This is a genomic window from Pseudomonas sp. B2M1-30, assembly GCF_025447575.1.
Lineage (GTDB): Bacteria > Pseudomonadota > Gammaproteobacteria > Pseudomonadales > Pseudomonadaceae > Aquipseudomonas > Aquipseudomonas botevensis.
On record NZ_JAOEJT010000017.1, the window covers coordinates 84,091 to 106,359 of the forward strand.

General features: G+C 60.8%; 19 protein-coding genes. 14 read left to right on the forward strand and 5 right to left on the reverse strand.

Features of this window, described 5'->3' with window-relative positions:
* Positions 1 to 87: 87 nt before the first annotated feature.
* On the reverse strand, positions 88 to 1,119 hold the full coding sequence (locus N8H74_RS25810; protein WP_262151321.1) for a histone deacetylase family protein: 1,032 nt from the start codon (positions 1,117 to 1,119) through the stop codon (positions 88 to 90).
* Between the two features lie 130 nt (positions 1,120 to 1,249).
* Between N8H74_RS25810 and N8H74_RS25815 the strand changes: the two genes are divergently transcribed.
* Positions 1,250 to 1,735: an Lrp/AsnC family transcriptional regulator gene (locus tag N8H74_RS25815; RefSeq protein ID WP_217833428.1), complete on the forward strand. Its 486-nt coding sequence runs from the start codon at positions 1,250 to 1,252 to the stop codon at positions 1,733 to 1,735.
* 103 nt (positions 1,736 to 1,838) lie between these two features.
* Here the strand turns inward: N8H74_RS25815 and N8H74_RS25820 are convergent, their stop codons facing one another.
* Positions 1,839 to 2,828: a zinc-dependent alcohol dehydrogenase family protein gene (locus N8H74_RS25820; RefSeq protein WP_217833425.1), complete on the reverse strand. Its 990-nt coding sequence runs from the start codon at positions 2,826 to 2,828 to the stop codon at positions 1,839 to 1,841.
* Positions 2,829 to 2,984: 156 nt separating this feature from the next.
* Here N8H74_RS25820 and N8H74_RS25825 point away from each other — a divergent pair, with 156 nt between their 5' ends.
* From N8H74_RS25825 to N8H74_RS25835, 3 genes are all read left to right on the forward strand, one after another.
* Positions 2,985 to 3,893 carry a LysR family transcriptional regulator gene (locus N8H74_RS25825; protein WP_217833422.1) on the forward strand — a complete coding sequence of 303 codons (909 nt, stop codon included), beginning with the start codon at positions 2,985 to 2,987 and terminating at the stop codon, positions 3,891 to 3,893.
* A 106-nt stretch (positions 3,894 to 3,999) separates the two neighbouring features.
* Positions 4,000 to 4,620, forward strand: a complete 621-nt coding sequence (locus N8H74_RS25830) for a TetR/AcrR family transcriptional regulator (protein ID WP_217833419.1) — start codon at positions 4,000 to 4,002, stop codon at positions 4,618 to 4,620.
* 204 nt (positions 4,621 to 4,824) lie between these two features.
* Entirely contained in the window at positions 4,825 to 6,096 is a 1,272-nt protein-coding gene (locus N8H74_RS25835) for an outer membrane protein transport protein (protein ID WP_262151323.1), read from the forward strand.
* Positions 6,097 to 6,191: 95 nt separating this feature from the next.
* Here the strand turns inward: N8H74_RS25835 and N8H74_RS25840 are convergent, their stop codons facing one another.
* Positions 6,192 to 7,673: an efflux transporter outer membrane subunit gene (locus tag N8H74_RS25840; protein WP_262151325.1), complete on the reverse strand. Its 1,482-nt coding sequence runs from the start codon at positions 7,671 to 7,673 to the stop codon at positions 6,192 to 6,194.
* A 219-nt stretch (positions 7,674 to 7,892) separates the two neighbouring features.
* Between N8H74_RS25840 and N8H74_RS25845 the strand changes: the two genes are divergently transcribed.
* The 7 genes from N8H74_RS25845 to N8H74_RS25875 all read left to right on the forward strand — a co-directional run bounded on the left by N8H74_RS25845 (position 7,893) and on the right by N8H74_RS25875 (position 18,435).
* Positions 7,893 to 9,002 carry an efflux RND transporter periplasmic adaptor subunit gene (locus N8H74_RS25845; protein WP_262151327.1) on the forward strand — a complete coding sequence of 370 codons (1,110 nt, stop codon included), beginning with the start codon at positions 7,893 to 7,895 and terminating at the stop codon, positions 9,000 to 9,002.
* A complete protein-coding gene (locus N8H74_RS25850; protein WP_262151329.1) occupies positions 8,999 to 12,088 on the forward strand; it encodes an efflux RND transporter permease subunit in 3,090 nt (1,029 codons plus the stop codon). Before N8H74_RS25845 ends, N8H74_RS25850 begins: the two co-directional genes overlap by 4 nt.
* Positions 12,089 to 12,326: 238 nt before the next feature.
* Positions 12,327 to 13,259 carry an AraC family transcriptional regulator gene (locus N8H74_RS25855; protein WP_262151331.1) on the forward strand — a complete coding sequence of 311 codons (933 nt, stop codon included), beginning with the start codon at positions 12,327 to 12,329 and terminating at the stop codon, positions 13,257 to 13,259.
* An 87-nt stretch (positions 13,260 to 13,346) separates the two neighbouring features.
* Positions 13,347 to 13,814, forward strand: coding sequence for a (2Fe-2S)-binding protein (locus tag N8H74_RS25860; protein ID WP_262151333.1), 468 nt, complete (start codon positions 13,347 to 13,349; stop codon positions 13,812 to 13,814).
* A complete protein-coding gene (locus N8H74_RS25865) occupies positions 13,814 to 16,042 on the forward strand; it encodes a molybdopterin cofactor-binding domain-containing protein (RefSeq protein ID WP_262151335.1) in 2,229 nt (742 codons plus the stop codon). The genes N8H74_RS25860 and N8H74_RS25865 overlap by 1 nt, the downstream gene beginning before the upstream one ends.
* Positions 16,043 to 16,058: 16 nt before the next feature.
* Entirely contained in the window at positions 16,059 to 17,408 is a 1,350-nt protein-coding gene (locus tag N8H74_RS25870) for a cytochrome c (RefSeq protein ID WP_262151337.1), read from the forward strand.
* Positions 17,409 to 17,418: 10 nt separating this feature from the next.
* Positions 17,419 to 18,435 (forward strand): XdhC family protein, encoded by a 1,017-nt coding sequence (locus N8H74_RS25875; protein WP_262151339.1) that lies wholly within the window; start codon positions 17,419 to 17,421, stop codon positions 18,433 to 18,435.
* A gap of 24 nt (positions 18,436 to 18,459) precedes the next feature.
* On the opposite strand, the gene N8H74_RS25880 is transcribed toward N8H74_RS25875, so the two are convergent.
* Together N8H74_RS25880 and N8H74_RS25885 are read right to left on the reverse strand one after the other, a co-directional pair.
* On the reverse strand, positions 18,460 to 19,218 hold the full coding sequence (locus tag N8H74_RS25880; RefSeq protein WP_262151340.1) for a class I SAM-dependent methyltransferase: 759 nt from the start codon (positions 19,216 to 19,218) through the stop codon (positions 18,460 to 18,462).
* Positions 19,211 to 19,702, reverse strand: coding sequence for a MarR family winged helix-turn-helix transcriptional regulator (locus tag N8H74_RS25885; protein WP_262151343.1), 492 nt, complete (start codon positions 19,700 to 19,702; stop codon positions 19,211 to 19,213). The genes N8H74_RS25880 and N8H74_RS25885 overlap by 8 nt, the downstream gene beginning before the upstream one ends.
* A 268-nt stretch (positions 19,703 to 19,970) precedes the next feature.
* Between N8H74_RS25885 and N8H74_RS25890 the strand changes: the two genes are divergently transcribed.
* From N8H74_RS25890 to N8H74_RS25900, 3 genes are all read left to right on the forward strand, one after another.
* Positions 19,971 to 20,636 (forward strand): GntR family transcriptional regulator, encoded by a 666-nt coding sequence (locus N8H74_RS25890; protein ID WP_262151345.1) that lies wholly within the window; start codon positions 19,971 to 19,973, stop codon positions 20,634 to 20,636.
* Between the two features lie 14 nt (positions 20,637 to 20,650).
* On the forward strand, positions 20,651 to 21,502 hold the full coding sequence (locus N8H74_RS25895; RefSeq protein ID WP_217833381.1) for a DUF1989 domain-containing protein: 852 nt from the start codon (positions 20,651 to 20,653) through the stop codon (positions 21,500 to 21,502).
* Between the two features lie 413 nt (positions 21,503 to 21,915).
* On the forward strand, positions 21,916 to 22,269 hold a 354-nt coding region (locus N8H74_RS25900), incomplete at its 3' end, for an aldose 1-epimerase family protein (RefSeq protein ID WP_262151347.1).

Sequence of the window (22,269 nt, forward strand, 5' to 3'; positions counted from 1 at the left end):
GGTTGGAAGGAAAGCGCCGACGACACACGGCGAGTCGCAGGCGCCTGCAGGCACCCGTGGTCAGGCGAGCCTGCGCACGGTTTTTTTCTAAAGGCCGCTTTCGAACCCGCGAAGGGTGTTCACGGCGTTGATGCCGATCTCATCCACCATGTAGCCGCCTTCCATGACGAACAGCGTTGGCAGCTGAGCCGCGGCAATTTGTGCCCCCATACGGACGAAGTCTTCGCTGGTCAGGAGGAAGTGACTGATGGGGTCATGCTCGAACGTATCGACGCCCAGCGAGACGACGAGGAACTGCGGTTCAAACGCGACGATCCGGTCCAGCGCCTCAGACAGTGCCTGGCGATAGGTGTCCCAGGTGCAGCCCTTGGCCAACGGGTAGTTGGCCGTGAAGCCCTGGCCGGCGCCTGCTCCCTCTTCGTGTGCGTAACCGGAGAAGTACGGGTAGGACACATGCGGATCGCCATGGAGGGAGGCGAAGAAGACGTCCGGGCGCTCATAAAAGATGTTCTGGGTGCCATTGCCGTGGTGGAAATCCACGTCGAGGATCGCGACCCGTTTTGCGCCCCTGCTGCGGCAGCGTTCGGCGGCAATCGCGGCATTGTTCAGGTAGCAATACCCGCCCATGTACTCGCGCGCGGCGTGGTGCCCGGGCGGTCGGCACAGGGCGAAAGCGCTGTGGGCGCCGTCGATGATGTGGTCCATGGCGGTCAATGCCACGTTGGCGCTGCCGCGCACGGCCTCCCAGGTTCCGGCGGTGATGGGCGCACCGGCGTCCATTGCATAGAACCCCAGTTTGCCGTCGATGAAACCGGGCTCTCGATCGATCGCCAGATCGCGTACCGGCCACACCAGCGGCAGCGCGTCATGCTGTTTGCCGGTGGCTGCCCATTCGGCCCAGGCATTCTCCAGAAACGCCACGTAGCGTTCGCTGTGCGCGGCCACGTAGCAGGAGCGATCGTATTCGCGTTCGGGGATAACCTCACCCAGAACCGTCGACTGCACCCGCGCCAGTACGGTTTCGGCACGCTGAGGGTTTTCGAAAGAGGGCTTTACCGCCCCGTCCTTGAGCTCTGAACCGTGGTGCAAGCGATGCTTGGGGCTGAAAACTGTTAACACGCGAGTGTCCTCGGGGCTGTTTGAGTCATTTCGTGTAGAACAATTTTCGCGTTGCATCGCTGAAAATGCTTTGCGATATTTGCTCGCGCGAAGGCAATTTGAGCAAAGAGATTGGCGAGGGCTGAGGTGTATGAGCAAAAGTATTGCTTTGGATGAGTTGGATGCGACCGACAGAAAGCTGCTGCGCCTGCTTCAAGAGGACGGAACGCTCTCAAGCGCTGCATTGGGAGAACAGCTGTCGATTACCGTGACGCCCAGTTGGCGGCGTCGCAAGCGTCTGGAAGACCTTGGCATCATCAAGGATTACCAGGCCAACCTGGATCGCCGAAAGCTCGGCTTCGATGTCATGGCGTTCGCGCAGGTGAGGTTCGGCAACCATTCGGAAAATGCCCCCGATGAGTTCGAGAAAGTGATTCTCAAACTCCCGCAGGTTCTGTCCTGTCACAAGGTCACCGGTGAGGCGGACTACGTGCTCACGGTTCTGGCAACGGATCTGGAAAGTTACGGGCGTTTTGTCGAGGACGTATTGCGCAGGCAGCCGGGCATTGCCTCGATCCAGTCGAGCCTGGCCCTGCGCGAGGTCAAATCCGTGAGCCGGATACCGGTGCTGGATTAGCCACGGTATCGATGGCGAGGTGCGGTCCGCCAGGGCATCTTCAGCGGACGCCTCTGCCGGACAGGCCGCTGGTCGCCTGTCCGGGCAGGGCCGGTTTTTGACCTCAGACCGTTACCACGACTTTCCCGACCTGCTGATTGGCCTCAAGAAAGCGGTGCGCGTCCTGAATTTCATCGAGGGTGAATGTCCTGGCAATGATCGGTTGCAGGGCGCCCGACGCCAGGCCGTCGAAAATGAACGTCTTGGCCCGGGCCAGGGTGGCCGGGTCCGAGACGATTTCCGAGTACAGGTAACCCTTGAGGGTCAGGCTCTTGCCCAGCACGGTGAACAGCGGGAACGGCGTTGGCTCCGGGCTCAGCGCGCCGTACTCCAGCAGGATGCCGCCCCGGGCCATGCTTTGGGTCAGCGGCTCGAACGAAGGCCCGCCCACCGGATCGAAAACCACCCGCGCGCCTTTGCCTTCGGTCAGGGCCATGACCCTGGCGACCATGTCTTCTTCGTCGCTGACGATGACGTGCGCTGCGCCGGCGTCCAGCAGAGCCTGTTTTTTTGCGCGGGTGCGGGTCACGGCAATCGGAGTGGCACCGACCATCCGGGCAATCTGGAAGGCCGCGAGGCCGACGCTGCTGGAGGCGGCGGTGACCAGCACAAAATCATCCCGATGAAGTCTGGCCTGTTCGACCAGCGCCCCCCACGCGGTCACGTACTGCATCCACGACGCCGCCGCTTGTTCGAAAGAGAGCGTGTGCGGGTGCTTGACCGTGAGGTGGGCGGGAACGTTCGCCAGTTCGCCGTAAGTGCCCCAGCGTGCGATGTCCAGCGGCGGAATCACGCTGACCGCGTCGCCAGCCTTGAACTCGCTGACGCTGGCGCCGACGGCAACCACCACACCGGCCGCTTCGTAGCCAAGACGACTGGGAAACTGCGCTTCCTGAAGATAGGCGTGGTTGCGGAACATCACTTCCGCGCGGTTCAAGCCGAAGGCCTTGACCTCGATTTGCACCTCGTCGGCGCCGGGCGCCGGAACATCGACCGCTTCCAGTTTCAAAACGCTTGCGTCGCCGTACTCATGAATCCTGACAATGCGTGCCATGGTTGCCTCTGCAATGAACAATGAGGCCGGCGTCTGCCGGCCGGAATGTGGTTGAGATCGGGCACCGGATGCCGGTGCCATGGACGCCAATTTAGGCTTTGGCTTGCGCCGGATAAATGCCTACGATAGCGCAAGACTAGAAACAACGAGTTTCCAATGGATCGCCTTACGCTGATGGCCACCTTCGTCAAAGCCGTGGAGCTGGGCTCCTTCAGCGCGGTGGCGGATGAGCTCAACCTGTCGCCGCAACTGGTGGGCAAGCAGGTGAAAATGCTTGAACAGCATTTGGGTGTGTCGCTGCTCAACCGCACCACCCGCAAGCAACACCTCACTGACTTCGGCCGCACGTTCTATCAGCGCGCGAAGCTGATTCTGGCCGACATGGACGCCGCCGAAGAAATGGCCGCCGTGACCCGAGGTGTGCCCAGCGGCCGGCTGCGGATCAATGCGCCGGTCACTTTCGGCGTCAGTACGCTGTCGCCCAGGCTGTTGGAATACATGGTCAGGTATCCGCAGGTGTCGGTGGACCTGACGCTGTCCAACGAACTGGTGGATCTGGTCGACGGCGGGTACGACGTGGTGTTTCGCATCGGCGAACTCGCCGACAGCGGCTTGAAGGCGCTGCCACTGATGCCGTATCACATGGTGCTGTGCGCCGCGCCGTCGTATCTGGCGCGCCGCCCACCGATCACCACACCCTGGGATCTTCAGGAGCATGAGTGCCTGGCGTTTGCCTATTCGGACGGGCGCTCCCACCTGCGCTTCGACGGTCCGGAGGGGCTCATCGACGTACCGATTCAAAGCCGTTTGACGATCAATCAGGGCGACCCGTTGTTGTCCGGCGCTGTCGCCGGGTTGGGCGTGGTGATGCTGCCGCTGGAACTGGTCAGGGACTCACTGAGAAGCGGGACACTGGTGAGCCTGCTGCCGGATTACACGGTGCCGGTTTCACCGATGAGCCTTTTGTACGCCCCCGACCGCCGCCTGACGCCAAAGCTGCGCAGCTTCATTGATTTTGCGAAGGCGGCATTTGGGTGGGGGGCGTCTTCTGCGCGTACCTCTTGACGGTTTTTCAGCCACTCTGGCGAAGCGTCCGGAACGCTGGGTTTGTGACTATGTATCTTGTCGGTCACACGTTGTCAGTCCGCTGTAGGGTGCGTAAGCTGCTCCCATGAATCAGCCATCGATATCTTCGCCCAGCGCCCGTGGCCCAGCCGATCACGACATTCGAAACCAAATCGTCGCGGCGGCCAACGAACATTTCAGTCAGTACGGCTACGGTAAAACCACGGTCTCCGACCTGGCCAAAGCCATTGGCTTCTCCAAAGCCTATATCTATAAGTTTTTTGATTCCAAGCAGGCGATCGGCAACGCCATCTGTGCAAATTGTCTGGCAGAAATCGTTGCAGCCGTTGAGCAGGCTATCAATGTAGAGACTCTTTCGCCGACCGAGCGCTTTCGACGCTTGGTCAAAACACTGATCGCCACGGGTGCGAGCCTGTTCTTCAATGATCGAAAGCTCTATGACATCGCGGCGTTTTCTGCGTCAGAACGGTGGCCCAGTTCGCAAGTCTATGACACCAGGATCAAGCAGTTCATTTTACAAATCGTGCGTGAAGGGCGAGAGATAGGTGAGTTTGAACGCAAGACTCCCTTGGACGAGACGGTCGATGCGATACATCTTGCTCTGCGGCCATTCGTCAATCCTCTACTGCTGCAGCACAATCTTGATTGCGTTGAAGAGGCGCCCGCGCTCACCTCCAATCTCATCCTGCGTAGCCTCATGCCTTGATCTTTGATCGTCGGCCAGCGGTCGAACCGTTACAGGTCTGAGCAGCACATCACCCAAACGGCTTTGCTTTTTGCCCTTCCTCCAGTCGTCGAAGGGCATTTATTTATCTGCATTGTGACCATTGACTGATATGGTCACATGGCTAACTATAGCCGTTCGATGTTTCTGCTGTTTCATCCCGGTGATAACCATAGAGTTCCAATAATGAAAAAAATATTGCTCAAGAGTCCACTTGGCCTCGCGGTCGTGCTCGCATCTTCTAACGTGTTTGCGAGCGGTTTCGCCCTCAATGAACAGAGCATCAGCGGGATGGGATCTGGATATGCCGGCCGTTCCTCCTCGGCTGAAGATGCGAGCACCGTTTTCGGTAATCCGGCGGGCATGTCTCGTTTGAAAACGGAACAAGTCAGCGTAGGCGCGGCGACTCTTTTCGCGAAGTCCGATATAAGCCAGACCCGCAGCACATTCGGAGGGCGGGAAGACGGCGACATGGTGCCCACTACCACGATACCTATGGGCTACTACGTCAAACCGATTGATGAGCACTGGGCGGTCGGCGTTGGATTTTATGCACCTTTTGGCCTGATCACCGATTACGGCAGCGGCTTTGCCGGGCGTTACTACGCTAATAAAAGCGAGGTCACGGCGCTTACATTCCAGCCCACTATCAGCTATGCCTTTAATGACAAGGTTTCGATCGGGTTTGGCCCCACCATCAACCGTATCAGCGGCGAGTTGTCCGGAATGGTGCCCAATCCGCTCAGTCCTGGTCGCAATGACGGAAAACTCAAAAGCACTGGCGACGACACGGCCCTTGGTTTCAACGCCGGCATTTTGATGCAGGCTACAGACCGGACTCGCCTTGGACTGACCTACCATTCCAAGGTCAGTTATCACCTGGATGCCAAGACCAAGGTCACTGACGGCATCTTTAGCGTGTTGGGAGTTAGCGGCCGGAGTTATGACGCCTCGCTGGATGTCGATACGCCGGAGTCCGTGGATTTCTCGGTCACACATCAGCTCAATGATGACTGGACCCTGTATGTGGGGAGTACCTGGACACGCTGGAGTCGCTTCAAGGAGTTAACCATCGAGAACACGGGGCTGCCGCCGTTGTTGAGCGGCTCGCTGGGCACCATCAGCGAAGAGCAGAACTGGCATGATACGTGGGCTCACGCTATCGGTACGTCTTATAAATTGAGCGATCAGTGGGTACTTCGTGCAGGCTTTTCCGTCGACCAGTCGCCCGCCAACAACACCAATCGTGGACCGCGTATCCCGACGGGTGACCGAACGGTTATCAGCTTCGGTGCCGGCTGGACTCCGGTAGAGAATGTCACGATCGATGTTGCTTATTCCTACCTGCGGGAAGAGAGCGTGCAGGTCAACGATAGCTCCACAACCCGAGGTGCATACAGTGCCAGGTACAAGAACAGTGCGAGCGGGCTCGGCACTTCTGTCAGCTATCGCTTCTAAATAGATAAGGCATCATTCCACGACAACGATTCGGCCGGGAGCGCATGTTGCGCCCCGGCCTTTCAATACTCATTCCGCCAGTGCTTCGCGCGCCTTCATATTGCTGTTCTCTGGTGGCTCCGAGTCGCCAGAGACTGAGCTTGCGGAGGTTGCCAGCCACCCCCGAGTGCCTTGAATGCCGCGACTGCCGCCCGTGCCGAGTCCGTTTGTGCCTGCGCCCGGGCATCGGAAGCCTGCAACATCGTTTCGTCGGCATGCAGGACATCGATCAGACTTGCCGTACCTTTCTCGTAGGCAATGAATGACGATTGACGGGCCAGTGTCAGAGCGTCCTCGCCTCTCGTCAGGGTGATCGCCTGAGCTTCTCGATTCACCAGCGCGGAGAAGGCATTCTCGACATCCTCGGTGGCGCGCAAAACGGACTGACGGTAAGCGGCCAGGGCCTCGGCTTTCTGTCCCTTGGCTTGATCGATCTGAGCGTTGATGCGGCCAAAGTCGAAAAGTCTCCAGCGCAATCCCAGTACGCCCGCCGACTGATTGGCGCCGCCGGTGAAAAGGTTGCCGCCGGATACGGCCGTGGCGCTTCCCAGTAATGCACTCAGGGAGAATTTCGGGTAGTACTCCGCAACCGCCTCTGCGATGCGCGCATTGGAGGCGGCAAGACGACGCTCGGCCACGATGAGGTCGGGCCTGCGGCGCAGCAGGTCGGCCGGTGTTCCCGTGGCCTTTATTTGTGGCGCGAGAGGAATATTTCCTGCATTTGCCAATTGCATGCGATGAGTGCCTGGCGGTGTACCCAGCATGACATCCAGTGCATTCATGGCAGCCTCCAGGCCGGTCTGCAGGACTGGCACGGTCGCCTGGACCTGTGCCAGTGCGCCCTCTGCCTGGTGAACCTGATAGTTGGCAGCCAGGCCTTTGCCGTAGAGCAGGGAGACTTTTTCCAGCAGTTCCTGCTGCGTTTTGACTTGTCGGTTCGCGATGTCCAGCCGGGCCTGCAATCCTCGGATGCTGATATAGATATCGGCGGTCTGCGCAGCAATGGCCAGTCGTGTGGCGGCGGCGCCAGCCTCCGAAGCCTGATACTCGGCGAGTGCGGCTTCGCGTCCGCGTCGCAGGCCGCCAAATACATCAATCTCCCAGGCAGCGCCGAGGTTCACCTCGTAGGTGCTTGCGTACCGATCATGGCCGGGCGTCGAGTTCAGCACCTGTCCGAGCGGCGTCTCGACTGATTGATAGGAGCGCGCAGCCTGGCCACTTATGTTCCCCGAGGGTAACAGGGCGGCATTCGCGGCACCCAGTCCTGCCCGCGCCTGTGTGACTCGCGCCGACGCCTGTGCCAGATCCAGATTCTGCTCAAGAGCCCTGGAGACGAAGCCGGTCAGCGCTGGATCACCAAAACCTTCCCACCAGGCCACAAGAGTGGCCGGTGTCCCTGCGCGCCGCTGCTCGACAGCGGACTGACCCAAATAACGATCCGAAAGAGAAGCGTCTGGACGTTGATAGTCCGGACCGACCGCGCAGCCTGCCATCAAGCTGGCGCTCACCAAAAGAGCAAGGGGATGGAGAGGGGGCATTGCGATTCCTTCAAATGACGATTTTTGTGACCATAATATATTTCAGTCACTTGCTGTCAATAACCATGATTTGGTCGCTATTCGGAGTTTACCCAATGTTCGTGGTGGTTTTTGCGCAAGTGTGGGCAGCTCAATTATTCTTGGTGATGTGACCATTGACAGATATGGTCACTGTACTGAGAATGTCGTGCATGTCCTATTTTTCAAGTAAGGGAACCTATGCGCCTGCTTCGTCCTTTCCCCATTGCGGCTTGCCTGTTGCCACTCGTCCTGGCAGCGTGCGGCGGCTCATCCACCGCTGAAGATCCACGCACGCATGCTCCTCTGGTGAGGGCTTTTGCCGTTCAGGGCGCCTCCGACGTTTCGCGCACTTTCACGGGAATCGTGGCTGCCCGTGTGCAGAGTGACCTGGGCTTTCGCGTTTCAGGCAAGGTACTTGAGCGTCTGGTTGATACGGGGCAGGCCGTCAAGCGCGGGCAGCCACTCATGCGTCTCGACCCAATCGATCTCGGCTTGCAGGCGCGAGCACAGCAAGAGTCGGTCATCGCGGCTCGGGCCAGAGCCAAGCAGACCACTGATGACGAGGCCCGGTATCGCAACCTCGTCGCTGCCGGGGCGATTTCTGCATCGGCGTACGACCAGATCAAGGCAGCGGCTGATACCGCGAAGGCACAGCTCAGTGCTGCCGAGGCGCAGGCTGACGTGGCTGGCAATGCTTCCGGGTACGCGGTGTTGTTTGCGGATTCCGATGGGGTGGTGGTGGAGACGCTTGCCGAGCCGGGCCAAGTCGTCAGTCCGGGGCAACCTGTGGTTCGACTCGCGCGCGCGGGGCAGCGAGAAGCGATAGTTCATCTGCCCGAAACGCTACGTCCGGCAGCTGGATCCACAGCGCAGGCGACGCTTTACGGCAACAGCATTGGGGTTGTCACCGCGAAGCTGAGGCTGCTTTCTGATTCGGCCGATCGCATGACGCGCACCTTTGAGGCGCGCTATGTGCTTGAAGGCGCGTTGGCCAATGCGCCATTGGGTTCGACAGTCACTGTCCGGATCGCCCAAGGCACTGCAAATGGACAAGCGCTGCAAGTACCGATCGCTGCCGTTTATGACGCGGGCCAAGGCACAGGGGTGTGGGTCATTGCCGGCGAGCCGGCGAAGGTTGCCTGGCGACCTGTTCGGGTCCTGGGCTTGAGCGATGACGCAGCGCGAGTTACAGGTGAACTCAAGATTGGCGAGCAGATTGTTGCGCTGGGAGCCCATCTGCTGCGCGATGGTGAGGAGGTGAGGCTGGCTCAACAGGGTGACGTCAACGTTGCCGGGAGCCATCCATGAGCCAGGGACGCTTCAATCTTTCGGCGATCGCCGTTCGCGAGCGCTCGATCACGGTATTCCTGATCTTCCTGATCGCTGTTGCAGGGATCCTGTCGTTCTTCCAGTTGGGACGTGCGGAAGATCCTCCGTTTACGGTCAAGCAACTGACGGTCGTGACCGCGTGGCCGGGGGCTACGGCGCAAGAGATGCAGGATCAGGTTGCAGAGCCGCTTGAAAAACGCCTGCAGGAATTGAAATGGTATGACCGCACGGAAACCTACACCCGTCCAGGTCTCGCTTTCACGATGGTGACACTGCTTGATCGCACGCCTCCCTCCCAAGTGCAGGAGGAGTTCTATCAGGCCCGTAAAAAACTCGACGATGAGGCCATCAAGTTACCGGCGGGTGTGATTGGCCCGATGGTCAACGACGAGTTTTCAGATGTGACATTTGCGCTGTTCGCCCTGAAAGCCAAAGGCGAGCCGCAGAGGCTGCTGGTGCGTGATGCGGAATCGTTGCGCCAGCGCCTGCTGCACGTGCCGGGGGTAAAGAAGGTCAACATCATTGGTGAACAGGCTGAACGCATCTTTGTTTCCTTCTCCCATGATCGACTGGCCACGCTGGGCGTATCACCTCAGGATATCTTTGCCGCGCTGAATCAGCAGAACGTGCTCACGCCCGCCGGCTCGATTGAAACCGATGGGCCGCAAGTCTTCCTGCGCCTCGACGGTGCCTTCGACAAGGTGCAAAAGATTCGTGATACGCCTCTTGCGGTTCAAGGCCGAACATTAAAGCTCTCGGACGTGGCGACGGTCGAGCGTGGATATGAAGATCCGGCCACGTTCCTGGTGCGCAATAACGGAGAGGAGGCTCTGTTGCTGGGGGTTGTGATGCGTGAGGGCTGGAATGGCCTGGACCTGGGCAAGGCATTGGACGCAGAGACCACCAGCATCAACGAGGGCATGCCGCTGGGCATGACGCTCACCAAGGTCACCGATCAGTCTGTGAATATCAGTTCGGCCGTCGACGAGTTCATGATCAAGTTTTTCGTCGCGCTGCTGGTCGTGATGCTTGTCTGCTTTCTCAGCATGGGCTGGCATGTCGGTATCGTGGTGGCGGCGGCTGTGCCGTTGACGCTGGCCGTGGTGTTTGTGGTGATGGCAGCCACTGGAAAGAACTTCGATCGTATTACTCTCGGGTCGTTGATTCTGGCGCTTGGCCTGCTGGTGGACGATGCGATCATTGCCATCGAGATGATGGTGGTGAAGATGGAGGAGGGCTACGACCGCATCAAGGCTTCCGCGTATGCCTGGAGTCATACGGCCGCACCGATGCTTTCCGGCACGCTGGTAACCGCTATCGGCTTTTTGCCCAATGGTTTCGCACAGTCAACAGCGGGCGAGTACACCAGCAACATGTTCTGGATCGTGGGCATTGCCCTGATTGCTTCATGGGTCGTTGCGGTGGCTTTCACGCCCTATCTGGGTGTGAAGATGTTGCCGAAGATCAACACGGTCGAAGGTGGCCACACGGCCATCTATAACACTCCTAACTACAACCGCTTCCGCCGGGTTCTGGCGCGCGTGATCGCCCGCAAATGGCTGGTGGCCGGCACGGTTATCACTACGTTTGTCGTGGCGATTCTCGGCATGAGCCTGGTCAAGAAACAGTTTTTCCCCACATCGGACCGTCCAGAAGTGTTGGTCGAAGTGCAAATGCCCTATGGGACCTCCATCGAGCAGACCAGCAGCACCACCGCCACGATTGAATCCTGGCTGCAAAAGCAGGCTGAAGCAAAAATCGTCACGGCCTATATCGGGCAAGGTGCGCCGCGCTTCTACCTGGCAATGGCGCCGGAGCTTCCAGACCCGTCATTCGCAAAGATTGTGGTGCTGACGGACAGTCAGGAGGCGCGTGAGTCCCTCAAGTTCCGCCTTCGTGAGGCAGTGGCGCAAGGGCTTGCTCCGCAAGCGCGTGTCAGGGTGACGCAACTGGTGTTTGGCCCGTATTCGCCATTTCCTGTCGCCTATCGGGTGATGGGGCCTGACCCTTCAAAATTGCGCGAGATCGCCGGCCAGGTACAGGAAGTGATGCAGGCGAGCCCGATGATGAGAACGGTCAACACTGACTGGGGAGCGCTGACTCCCACGCTGCATTTCACCCTGGATCAGGACCGTTTGCAGGCGGTGGGGCTGACGTCCAGCGCTGTTGCGCAGCAGCTGCAGTTTTTGCTCACAGGAATCCCTATCACGGCCGTTCGTGAGGACATTCGTTCGGTGCAGGTGACCGGGCGTGCGGCGGGTGACATTCGGCTCGACCCGGAAAAAATACAAGGGTTTACGCTCGTGGGCGCGGCGGGGCAGCGGATTCCGCTGTCCCAGGTAGGGGAAGTCGACGTCCGCATGGAGGATCCAATCCTTCGCCGTCGTGACCGCACGCCGACCATTACCGTGCGCGGCGACATTGCCGAAGGTTTGCAGCCACCGGACGTATCGAGCGTGATCATGACGCAGTTGCAGCCGGTCATCGACAAGCTGCCTGATGGGTATCGCATCGAGCAGTCGGGGGCCATCGAGGAGTCGGGCAAGGCCGGCAAGGCGATATTGCCGCTGCTCCCGATCATGATTGCGATCACGCTGCTGATCATCATCCTGCAGGTGCGTTCGATCTCGGCGATGATGATGGTGTTTCTCACCGCGCCGCTGGGGTTGATTGGCGTGGTGCCGATCTTGCTCATCTTCCAGCAACCGTTTGGAATCAACGCCCTGGTCGGCCTGATCGCGCTTTCGGGCATTCTGATGCGCAATACGCTGATTCTGATTGGACAAATCCACCACAACGCGCAAGAAGGACTGGACCCGTTCCACGCGGTGATCGAAGCCACCGTGCAGCGTGCCCGCCCTGTGTTGCTGACAGCGTTGGCAGCCATCCTGGCGTTCATCCCCCTGACGCACTCCGTATTCTGGGGGACGCTGGCCTACACACTGATCGGAGGTACGCTCGTCGGAACCATCATGACACTGGTGTTCCTGCCGGCGATGTATTCCATCTGGTTCAAGATCGGCTCAGTCAGTCAATGGCAAACTGAAGCAGCAGAACCGGTATAGCCCGCGAAGCAGGCTGAAGAGAGGGCGCCACTGCGTCCTCTCGTTGTTCACTCAACAGGTTGCCGGGAAACCCCGGCGCTTGATTGGAGGCTTGCGGGAACGCCTGGTAGCCGTTGAGTCGGACCTGCACGCTTGCGCAATCCAATCGAATACTTGCCTATTCCTCTGAACATGCCGTCCGGCAGATAGGAATGCCCTTGCTCGCAGGCTAGAGTTCCGTCAACAGGAGCCAGCCACCATGATCCATGTCAGTCCCCCCCAGGAATCGTCTCTGGCCTCGAGCATTGATCCGCGTGTCAGTCATGCGGGAGATTTCGCGACGGCGATCCCCGGCCTTGCGTTGTTTCGTCGCGATCATCCAGTGCCACCGTCCATTTGCATCGTTGAACCGAGTCTGATTCTGGTCGCCCGTGGCGAGAAACGACTGTGGGTCGGTGCCGAGGGTTATCGCTATGACAGCTCGCGCTTTCTGATTACCTCCCTTGAGCTTCCGGCCAATTCCGAGGTACTCAGTGCCAGCCCCGAGCAGCCTTGCGTCGGGCTGGTGTTGAAGCTGGATGTGGCGTTGCTGGCCGAGGTCATCACCAAGGGCGGCATGCCCGCGACACGCAGTCGTGCGATTGGCGCGGGTGTCGGCATTGGCAGCATGGTCTTGACGCTGGAGCAGGCCCTCGGCCGTTTGCTGGCGCTGCTTGATGAACCCGAGGCGATCCCGGTGCTCGCGCCGCTGATTCTGCGCGAGGTCCACTATCGGTTGCTCAACAGCGATCAGGCCGCGCGCCTGTGCCAGCTCACGGCGGTCGATGGTCAGGGCTACCGCATTGCCAAGGCCATCGACTGGCTCAAGCTCAACTACTGCGAGCCACTGCGCATCGAAGAGCTGGCGGCGCGGGTGCAGATGAGCACACCGACCTTTCATCACCACTTTCGCCAGCTGACCGCGATGAGCCCTTTGCAGTATCAGAAGTGGCTGCGCCTGAACGAGGCGCGGCGGCTGATGTTCAGCGAACGCTTTGAGGTCTCGCGGGCGGCGTTTGCCGTCGGTTACGAAAGCCCTTCGCAGTTCAGTCGCGAGTACGGCCGGCTGTTCGGCAGAGCCCCCCGAGATGACATTGCCCAACTGCGTGCCCAGCCGCCGGAAGAGGCGGTGGTCAGCAGCGCCGCGAGTTAACCGCCGCACCGTTTTCACCGGTGATACGCCTCGCTGCGTATCACCGCCTATAAAAAACACAGCAACCGATGATCAGCGGGTGAGCCCATGGAATTACGAATCAACCAGAAGACCTATCAGGTCGATGCCGACGCCGATACGCCCCTGTTGTGGGTGATCCGCGATGACCTGGGCATGACCGGCACCAAATACGGTTGCGGTCTGGCGCAGTGCGGCGCGTGCTCCGTGCTGGTCGACGGCAACGTGGTGCGCTCCTGCGTGACGCCGGTGGCCGGTGTGGTCGGGCGTGAGGTGACCACCATCGAAGCCATCGAGGCGGATGATGTCGGCAAGCGTGTGGTGGCGACCTGGGTGGAGCATCAGGTCGCCCAGTGCGGCTATTGCCAGTCCGGGCAGGTCATGGCCGCCACGGCACTGCTGAAGAATAACCCCCAGCCGAGCAACGAGCAGATCGAAGCGGCGATGGTCAATCTCTGCCGTTGCGGCACTTACAACGCGATTCAGGCAGCGGTTCATGACCTTGCCGGGTTGTCCGCGACGAAGGGGGAGGCGTGATGAACTTGCCCATTGAAAGCCTGAACCTGACGGATCCGGTCAACGTATCTCGCCGGCGCTTCCTCGCCGGCACTGCCGTGGGCGCGCTGGTGCTTGGCTTCGGCCTGCCGCTCGGTTCGGGCAGAGCCCTGGCGGCGGCCGCTGCGACCGAACGCGGCACGCAAGTGCCGGCGTTTCTGGAAATCCGTCCGGACAACACCGTGCGCCTGCTCAGTCCGTTCATGGAAGGCGGGCAGGGCACCCACACCGCCATGGCGCAGATCGTCGGCGAGGAGCTGGACGCAGACCCCGCGACTTTCCTGGTCGAGGCCGCGCCACCGGGCGAAGCCTACGTGGTGCTGGACAACGGGATGCGCATCACCGGCGGCAGCATGTCGGTGCGCCTGAGCTACCCGACCATGCGCCGCCTCGGTGCTTTGGCGCGGGCCATGATGTTGCAGGCCGGTGCCGAGAAACTGGGTGTGCCGGTGGGCGAGCTGACGACCGAACCGGGCAAAGTGGTGCATGCCGCTTCGGGCCGCACGCTGACCTACGGCGAATTGGCCGAGCGCGCGATGGACCTGCCGGTGCCGGATCCTGCCAGCGTGAAGCTGCGCGACCCGAGCCAGTTCCGCTGGATCGGCAAACCGGTCAAGCGTGTCGATGCGTATGACAAGTCGACCGGCAAGGCGCTGTACAGCATCGATCTTAAAGTCGACAACATGCTCCACGCGGCGGTGCAGCATGCGCCGCGCCTGGGCATGACCGTCGGCAGCCTGCGCAATGAAGAGCAGGTCAAGGCCATGAAGGGCGTGCATTCGGTGCATCAATTGCCCGGCGCCGTAGCGGTGGTGGCCGAGCGTTGGTGGCACGCCAAGCGTGCGGTGGAGGCGATTCAGGTCGACTGGCTGGAGGCGAGCGCCGACTCCAAGGTCCGGTCGATGCCGGCGGATTTTTCCAGTGATGCTTACGTAAAACGTCTGGCGGCCGAGAAAGGCCCGGCCCGCGACGCTGAAAACGAAGGCGACGTGGCCGCAACCCTGGCCAGTGCCAAGACGACACTCCAAGCCACTTACCACAACCAGTACCTCAACCACGGCCAGTTGGAACCGCCGTCTGCGCTGGCTCGCTTCAATCCCGACGGCTCGCTGGAAGTCTGGTTGCCGAATCAGGCGCCTGACATGTTCCGTGCGGACATCGCCAAGCGCACCGGTCTCGATCCTGCGCGCATCACCTTGCATTCGCCCTTGCTGGGCGGGTTTTTCGGGCGGCATTTTCTCTATGACTCGGCCAATCCCTATCCGCAAGCGATTGCGCTGGCCAAGGCAGTCGGGCGTCCGGTCAAGCTGATCTGGAGCCGCGAAGAAGAGTTCGTGCGCGATGCGCTGCGGCCAATCGCTGCCGTCAATTTCCGCGCTGCACTGGACAGCGAAGGCATGCCGCTGGCTATCGAGGCGGTCAGCGCTACTGAAGGGCCGACCGAGGCGCTCGCCGGCAAACAGGGCGAAAAAATCGACCCGACCGCCCTCGAGGGCCTGGCGGGCAAGTCGTACGCGATCCCCAACAAGCGGATCGCACAGATCTACGTCAAAGGCCCGGCCATGCTCGGTTACTGGCGTTCGGTGGGTAACTCGCTCAACGACTTCTTCTACGAAGCGTTCCTTGATGAAATCGCCGACAAGGGCGGCAAAGACCCCTACGAATTGCGTTTGCACCTGCTGCGCGACAACCCGCGCCTGACCACGTTGCTGCAAGCGGTGGGTGAGTTGTCCGGCGGCTGGAAGCGCGGTCCGTTTACCGCCGAGGACGGCAGCAAGCGTGCGCGCGGCGTTGCCATGGCCTCGCCGTTCGGCACGCAGACGGCGGTGATCGCCGAGGTGTCGATCGAGCATGGGCAAGTCAAGGTGCATGACATCTGGCAGGCGATCGATCCGGGCAGCATCGTCAACCCGGCGATCGTCCAGGCGCAGGTCAGTGGCGCGGTCGCGCTGGGCCTGTCGCAGGTACTGGTGGAGGAGGCTGTTTACGTCGACGGCAAACCCCGCGCACGCAACTACGACTTGTACCCGATTCTGCCGCCTTCACGGATGGCCCGGGTGCATGTGCGGATTGTCGAGAGTGGGGAAAAAATGGGCGGCATCGGTGAGCCGCCGCTGCCGGCCGTGGCGCCGGCGGTTGCCAACGCCGTGGCGAGACTGACCGGCCAGCGCATCCGCAGCATGCCGCTCAGCCGATACACCTTTACCTGACCGCGCCGGAGCCTTCATGAACAACAGCCGATTCGCAAGAACCGCTGGCTGGTTGGCCGTGCCGTGCCTGATCGCGGCCGGCCTGCTGGCCTGGTATGTCATCCGCGAGCCCGTCTCGCCTTTTGAAAGCCGCCAGGTCGCCGTGGCCGATATCGACCCGGCACTGGTCGCTCGTGGCGAGTATGTCGCCCGGCTCAGCGACTGCGTCGCCTGCCACAGCGTGCCCGGTGGTGCGCCCTTCGCCGGCGGCCTGGAAATGGCGACACCATTGGGTGCGATCCACGCCACCAACGTCACCCCGGATCGCGAGACCGGGATTGGCAACTACAGCCTGGCGCAATTCGACCGGGCGGTGCGCCATGGCGTCGCGCCGGGAGGGCGGCGGCTTTACCCGGCCATGCCGTATCCGTCCTACGCCAAACTCTCTGACGATGATGTTCGCGCCTTGTACGCGTTCTTCATGAAGGGCGTGGCGCCGGTCAAGCAGGCCAACATCCCCAGCGACATTCCCTGGCCGCTGAACATGCGCTGGCCGGTCGCGTTGTGGAACGGCGTCTTCACCGACTCCGCGCCCTATGTGGAAAAAGCCGGACAGGACCCGTTGTGGAATCGCGGGGCCTACATCGTTCAGGGCGCCGGTCATTGCGGCAGTTGCCATAGCCCGCGCGGGCTGGCGTTCAACGAAAAAGCGCTGGATGAATCCGGCACGCCGTTCCTTGCCGGTGCCTTGCTCGATGGCTGGTACGCACCGAGCCTGCGCAACGATCACAACACCGGCCTCGGGCGCTGGACCGAGCCGGAGATCGTGCAGTTCCTCAAGACCGGTCGCAACCAGCATGCGGTGGTGTTCGGCTCGATGACCGAGGCGTTCAACAACTCCACGCAGTTCATGAACGATGAGGATCTGGCGGCCATCGCTCGTTACCTCAAATCGTTGCCGGGCGATCATCAGCGTGACGGCACGCCGTGGCAGTACCAGTCAGTGGCGGCTACGAAGCCCAACACGCCGGGCGTCCACACGTATGAGACCCGCTGCGCGTCCTGTCATGGCCTGGATGGCAAGGGCCAGCCAGAGTGGATGCCGCCACTGGCCGGCGCCACTTCCGCACTGGCGTCGGAAAATGCCTCGGCGATCAACATCACCCTCAACGGCTCGCAACGCGTGGTCGCTGCTGGTGTGCCGGACGCCTATCGCATGCCGGCCTTTCGCGAGCAACTTTCGGATCAGCAGATTGCCGAAGTCCTTACCTACGTGCGCAGCACCTGGGGTAATCGCAGCGAGGCGGTGGACGCGAAAGCGGTGAGCAAACTGCGCGAACACACCGATCCGGCCAGCAGCAGCCCGATCATTCTGCAGATGCGTTAAGGAGGGGGTGATGGAAAGCATCGACTTGCTGGTTCTGCGCAGCGCGCGGGACTGGCTCGCCGCTGGCGACCGCGTGCTGCTTGCCACGGTGGCGCGCACCTGGGGCTCGTCGCCCCGGCCGGTGGGGTCGATGATGGCCCTGCGTAACGATGGCCGGGTGGTGGGCAGCGTTTCCGGTGGCTGCATCGAAGACGACCTGATCCACCGTTACACCACGGCCTACGGCGGCGATGGCCTGGTGGACGGGCCGCCCGAAGTGGTGCGTTACGGTGTCAGCGCCGACGAGGCTCACCGCTTTGGTTTGCCCTGTGGCGGCACGCTCGAATTGATCCTCGAATTCAGCCCCGCATGGCAAGCGCTGGATGTACTGCTGAGCCAGCTCGACTCCGGGCAACTGGTGCGCCGCCAATTGGTACTGACGACCGATGAAGTCACGCTCCAACCCACCGCCACCCCGGAGCAGTTCAGCTTCGACGGCGAGCAGATGGTCAATACCCTTGGCCCCGGTTATCGCCTGCTGATGATCGGGGCCGGCGCGCTGGCCGAATACCTGGCGACCATGGCGTTGTTCAACGGCTTCAAGGTTGCCGTCTGCGATCCGCGTCCCGAGCATATGCAGACATGGGCGGTGAGCGGGGTCGAGCGCATCGTCGGCATGCCCGATGACGTGGTGCGGGATTTTGCAGTTGATCTGCGCACCTGCATCGTCGCGCTCAGTCACGATCCGAAACTGGATGACCTGGCCTTGCTCGAGGCCTTGCACGGGCCGGCGTTCTACATCGGCGCCATCGGTTCGCGGCGCAACAGCCAGCTACGCCGCGAGCGCCTGATCGAGCATTTCGGCGAAACGCAAGACTCGCTTGAGCGCCTGCATGGGCCGATCGGGATCTACATCGGCAGCAAGACCCCGGCGGAAATCGCGGTCAGTGTGATGGCCGAGATTCTCGCGGCGAAGAATGGCGTTGGCTTGCCGGGGGCGCTGAATGTGGCCAGTGCCAAGGCGTCTCTGGCGGCCTTGCACAACTGAACGGGGAGGTCGGTTGCACGTCGTTCATAGCCGTCCGATCCTCATGTTGATGGGCCAGGAAATCGAGTGGCGAGTGGCGGGGGCGCCCCAGCGTTCGGCGATATCAGCGGCGAAGCGATGCAGCAGGTCTTCGCGCCCCGAGTCCCGGGCATTGCGCACTGCCGACCAGGTCGAGACGTAGCCGAGAAACTCGTCCAGAGACCAGTCCAGATGAATGGCGATCGAGGGGCTTTCCAGCTCGGTGAACGGAAAGTCGAGGGTCGCGTAACCGCTGTCCACGAGCTTGCGTTCGGCGGGCCAGAACGGGCCGATTTCATCCCGATAGAAGCGCTCGAAGCGAGCCCCCAGCTCACCGTCCATGCGCAGTACGCCGTAACTGATCAGCGCCACAATCGTGTTCGGCACCGCCACCCGGCGCACCTCGTCATAGAACCTCGGCAAATCAAACCAGTGAGCGGCTTGCGCCGCCGTCACCAGGCTCACGCTGCGGCTCAACAGCGGCAGATCTTCCGCTGGCGCGCAGCGGTAACTGACGTTCTCTTGCGGCGCTGCGTGGGCAATCTGATCCTCGCTGGGATCGAAACCGGCGACGGAGTTGAAATGCCCGGCGAGCTGCCGGGTCAACTGGCCGTTGCCGCATCCGACGTCGACTGCGAGAAAGGTATCCGGTGCCACTGAGGCCAGGTACGCCGCGAGTTCCGCCGGGTATTCCGGCCTGAACTTCGCGTAGGCCGAGCCACCCTGATCGAACCAGTTCTTGCTTGCTGCATCCGTGTTATTCATGGGCGGAAACTCCGGCGATCCGGCTTTGTTTGAAGTCGCTCAGGCGCTGCGAGAAACCGCGTTGCTCCAGGGCTCTGGCGGTGTCTTCGAGCACGCGACGTAGGGGATAGCCGACTTCCGTTTCCAACTGCTCGATGGTTTCGAACGTGGCCGCCCAGTGTGCATTCAGCCTGGTCACCAACTCCTTGCCGGCGGCAGTCAACTCGATCACCGTCTGCCGTCCATCCTCACCGCGCTGACGGGAAATCACACCTTCGGCCTCCATGTGGCTGACCGTCTGGCTGATGGCGCCCTGGGTCAGATGCGAACGCGCGGTGATCTCCGTCACCGTCCGCGCACCCGAGCGAATGGCCCGCAGCACAGGGGTGTAGCGCGCCCGGTACTTCATGCCCATTTGCTGGTAATGCGCTTCGGCGCCCAGTTCGACCAACTCCGATACATAGCGCAGCAGTTCGCCCAGGCCGGGCTCGACTTTTTGATTCATGGTCATCGTCTCCAACAGATGCATTACAAACTACATTAGCGCTAATGTAATTTGCAAGCCGAGTCCGTCAGGGGGCTCGTGACTGGCGATTGATCTGCAACGTTGCCTTCAGTAACGAATCACGCCGTGTTCGCCTGCCCATAAAAAGCGTTCTCCAGACAGAAGCCTTCAAGCAGTCCTTGAATTCGGTAACTGGCATGAAACTCGCTAATACGCTCAAGAGTGATTGTTGAACAATCTGTGCGTTGTGAATGGAGGGCGTGCAACGTTGAGTCAAACCCATGAGAAAAGCCTGTCGCTGCCGGATCAGGTCGCCATCGAACTGCGCGAAGACATCATTGGCGGGCGCCTGTTGCCGGGCATGCCACTGGTGGAAAGCGAACTGGTCAACGCCTACAACGCCTCGCGCAACACCGTCCGCGAGGCGCTGCACCAGTTGGGTCGCGAAGGCCTGACCAGCTATGTGCGCCACAAAGGCGTGATGGTGCGCCGAATGGGAATCGACGATGTGCGCGACCTCTTCAAGGTCCGCCGCACGCTCGAATTGCAGGCGATCGCCGCGAGCAAGCCGTTACGCGAGTACCAGTCCGATCTGATGCTCGATGCCATCGAGGCGGCGCAACTGGCCCGGGATCGCGAGAACTGGCAAGCCTTCGGTACGCACAGTCTGCGTTTTCACCAACACATCGTCGGCCTGATGCGCAGCCCGCTGTTCGACGAATTCTTCACCCACGTGGCGGCCCAGATGCGCCTGGTGTTTTCCAATGCCCCCAGCGAGGAAACCTTCCAGAAACCCTGGTTTGAACGCGACCGGCATATTCACGATCTGCTGAGCGATGGCCGCAAGAAGGAAGCCGAGGAAGCCATGAGCAGCTACCTCAACGACTCCGAACTCGTGCTGCTGGACATTCTGAACAGCCGAGCAAAACACTGAAGAGAGGATCCATCATGTACAAGGATTATCCAGCGGCCTACCAAGTCAGCAAGGGCGCCGCATTGCAGGTAGACAAGGCGTTCTATGACCGCGTGCGCGAGAACAGGGAAGGCCGCACATTGGTCGAGCAATTCGAAGTGCCGATTCGCACCGGCCGCGCCTGGAAGGTGCCGGCGGGGCATGTGTTTCGCGTGACCACGCCCGTGGGGCCGCAGGTCGGCGACTTCAACGTGTGGAGCGCCAACGATCCCCGCGAACGCATGTGGGCGTCCCGCACCCGTCAGTTGCAAGGTGCGCACGTCACTACCTACGACCGCTTGTGGTCGAACCTGCCGTTCCTGCGACCGATGGTCACCATCACCGACGACAGCCTGGCCGGCTACGGTATCGATGAACATGGCGGCCGTTTGCACGATCTGCTCGGCACGCGCTGCGATCCTTACGTGAACAAGATGCTCACGGGCGAGGATTTCCACCACCATTGCCACTCCAACCTGACCCGCGCGGTGTTGCCACACGGCCTGACCGAGTTCGACGTACACGATGTGTTGAACATCTTCCAATGCACGGGCCTGAATCACGACGACATGTACTTCATGAAAGCGTGCCCGGCGAAGCAGGGCGACTACCTGGAGTTCTTCGCGGAAATCGACCTGCTCTGCGCACTGTCCACCTGCCCGGGCGGTGACCTGTCATTGCCGATGTGGGGGCCTGACGCCGAGGATCCGTTGAAGGTCTGCCGTCCGCTCGGGGTGGAAATCTACCGTCTCGACGATTCGCTGCTGGAGGGCTGGAAACAGCCCGAGCGCGCTGCTTACAACGGTAACCACGGCTTGCTGATTCCCAAGGCCGAGTGGGAAAAGTAAGGGGCGGGGGCGATTGAACACCGAGTGAAGGCGCATGTTTCAGATCTCAAAAAGAGGGAGACGGATTGAATAAACCGTCTCCCTTTTTTTGCATTTACTGAATGGTTTAAGGGCAGGGCAGTCTCGTTGATCGAATGCGAGGGCATCGGAGCACTTGAAAACAAGGCCATCCGCATGGCTGGCATCTATGGCGGCAGTCTCCCTCTCTACTGCCCCCCGATGGTTGGACCATAGAGACAGTGACTTTGAAATGGCCTGGTCATTCAAGTCGGCTTTGCTATTGAGCAAGGACGGCTTTGGGCCTGTCCAAAAAACTCTTCTTGGCAAAGACCAGCGTTGTGTCGTTTTTTAAGCTTGCTGAAACGTTTCATCAAGTTTATAAAAAGCGCACAACTCCAAGAAAGGCTATTGCCATGACCCCGCTCAAGCTCTTTGTTGCCCTCAGCGCATTGTCCGCTGCCTCCCACGCCATGGCCTGGGATTACGTTCTGCTCGACACCGACAAAGCCGCGCAGAACTGGCAGATCACCAGCCAGCAACTTGGCATAAAGACCGACAAACCCTTCAGCGTTACCCTGCGCACCTTGCATGGTGGTCGGCAGGAAGGCGTCAGCATCGTTGATATCGATAACGGCACGATGAAACTCTCGGTAGTGCCGACACGGGGAATGAACGTCTTGCAGGCCTCGGTCGGCAATGTGCGCATGGGCTGGGATTCCCCGGTCAAGGAAGTGGTCAATCCGTCCTTCATCGAACTCAATGGTCGC

What these genes read in the sequence shown, in the direction of transcription:
- N8H74_RS25815 (WP_217833428.1), top strand. Translation starts at nt 1,250, where the DNA reads ATGAGCAAAAGTATTGCTTTGGATGAGTTGGATGCGACCGACAGAAAG.
- N8H74_RS25820 (WP_217833425.1), bottom strand. Translation starts at nt 2,828, where the DNA reads ATGGCACGCATTGTCAGGATTCATGAGTACGGCGACGCAAGCGTTTTG.
- N8H74_RS25825 (WP_217833422.1), top strand. Translation starts at nt 2,985, where the DNA reads ATGGATCGCCTTACGCTGATGGCCACCTTCGTCAAAGCCGTGGAGCTG.
- N8H74_RS25830 (WP_217833419.1), top strand. Translation starts at nt 4,000, where the DNA reads ATGAATCAGCCATCGATATCTTCGCCCAGCGCCCGTGGCCCAGCCGAT.
- N8H74_RS25835 (WP_262151323.1), top strand. Translation starts at nt 4,825, where the DNA reads ATGAAAAAAATATTGCTCAAGAGTCCACTTGGCCTCGCGGTCGTGCTC.
- N8H74_RS25840 (WP_262151325.1), bottom strand. Translation starts at nt 7,673, where the DNA reads ATGCCCCCTCTCCATCCCCTTGCTCTTTTGGTGAGCGCCAGCTTGATG.
- N8H74_RS25845 (WP_262151327.1), top strand. Translation starts at nt 7,893, where the DNA reads ATGCGCCTGCTTCGTCCTTTCCCCATTGCGGCTTGCCTGTTGCCACTC.
- N8H74_RS25850 (WP_262151329.1), top strand. Translation starts at nt 8,999, where the DNA reads ATGAGCCAGGGACGCTTCAATCTTTCGGCGATCGCCGTTCGCGAGCGC.
- N8H74_RS25855 (WP_262151331.1), top strand. Translation starts at nt 12,327, where the DNA reads ATGATCCATGTCAGTCCCCCCCAGGAATCGTCTCTGGCCTCGAGCATT.
- N8H74_RS25860 (WP_262151333.1), top strand. Translation starts at nt 13,347, where the DNA reads ATGGAATTACGAATCAACCAGAAGACCTATCAGGTCGATGCCGACGCC.
- N8H74_RS25865 (WP_262151335.1), top strand. Translation starts at nt 13,814, where the DNA reads ATGAACTTGCCCATTGAAAGCCTGAACCTGACGGATCCGGTCAACGTA.
- N8H74_RS25870 (WP_262151337.1), top strand. Translation starts at nt 16,059, where the DNA reads ATGAACAACAGCCGATTCGCAAGAACCGCTGGCTGGTTGGCCGTGCCG.
- N8H74_RS25875 (WP_262151339.1), top strand. Translation starts at nt 17,419, where the DNA reads ATGGAAAGCATCGACTTGCTGGTTCTGCGCAGCGCGCGGGACTGGCTC.
- N8H74_RS25880 (WP_262151340.1), bottom strand. Translation starts at nt 19,218, where the DNA reads ATGAATAACACGGATGCAGCAAGCAAGAACTGGTTCGATCAGGGTGGC.
- N8H74_RS25885 (WP_262151343.1), bottom strand. Translation starts at nt 19,702, where the DNA reads ATGAATCAAAAAGTCGAGCCCGGCCTGGGCGAACTGCTGCGCTATGTA.
- N8H74_RS25895 (WP_217833381.1), top strand. Translation starts at nt 20,651, where the DNA reads ATGTACAAGGATTATCCAGCGGCCTACCAAGTCAGCAAGGGCGCCGCA.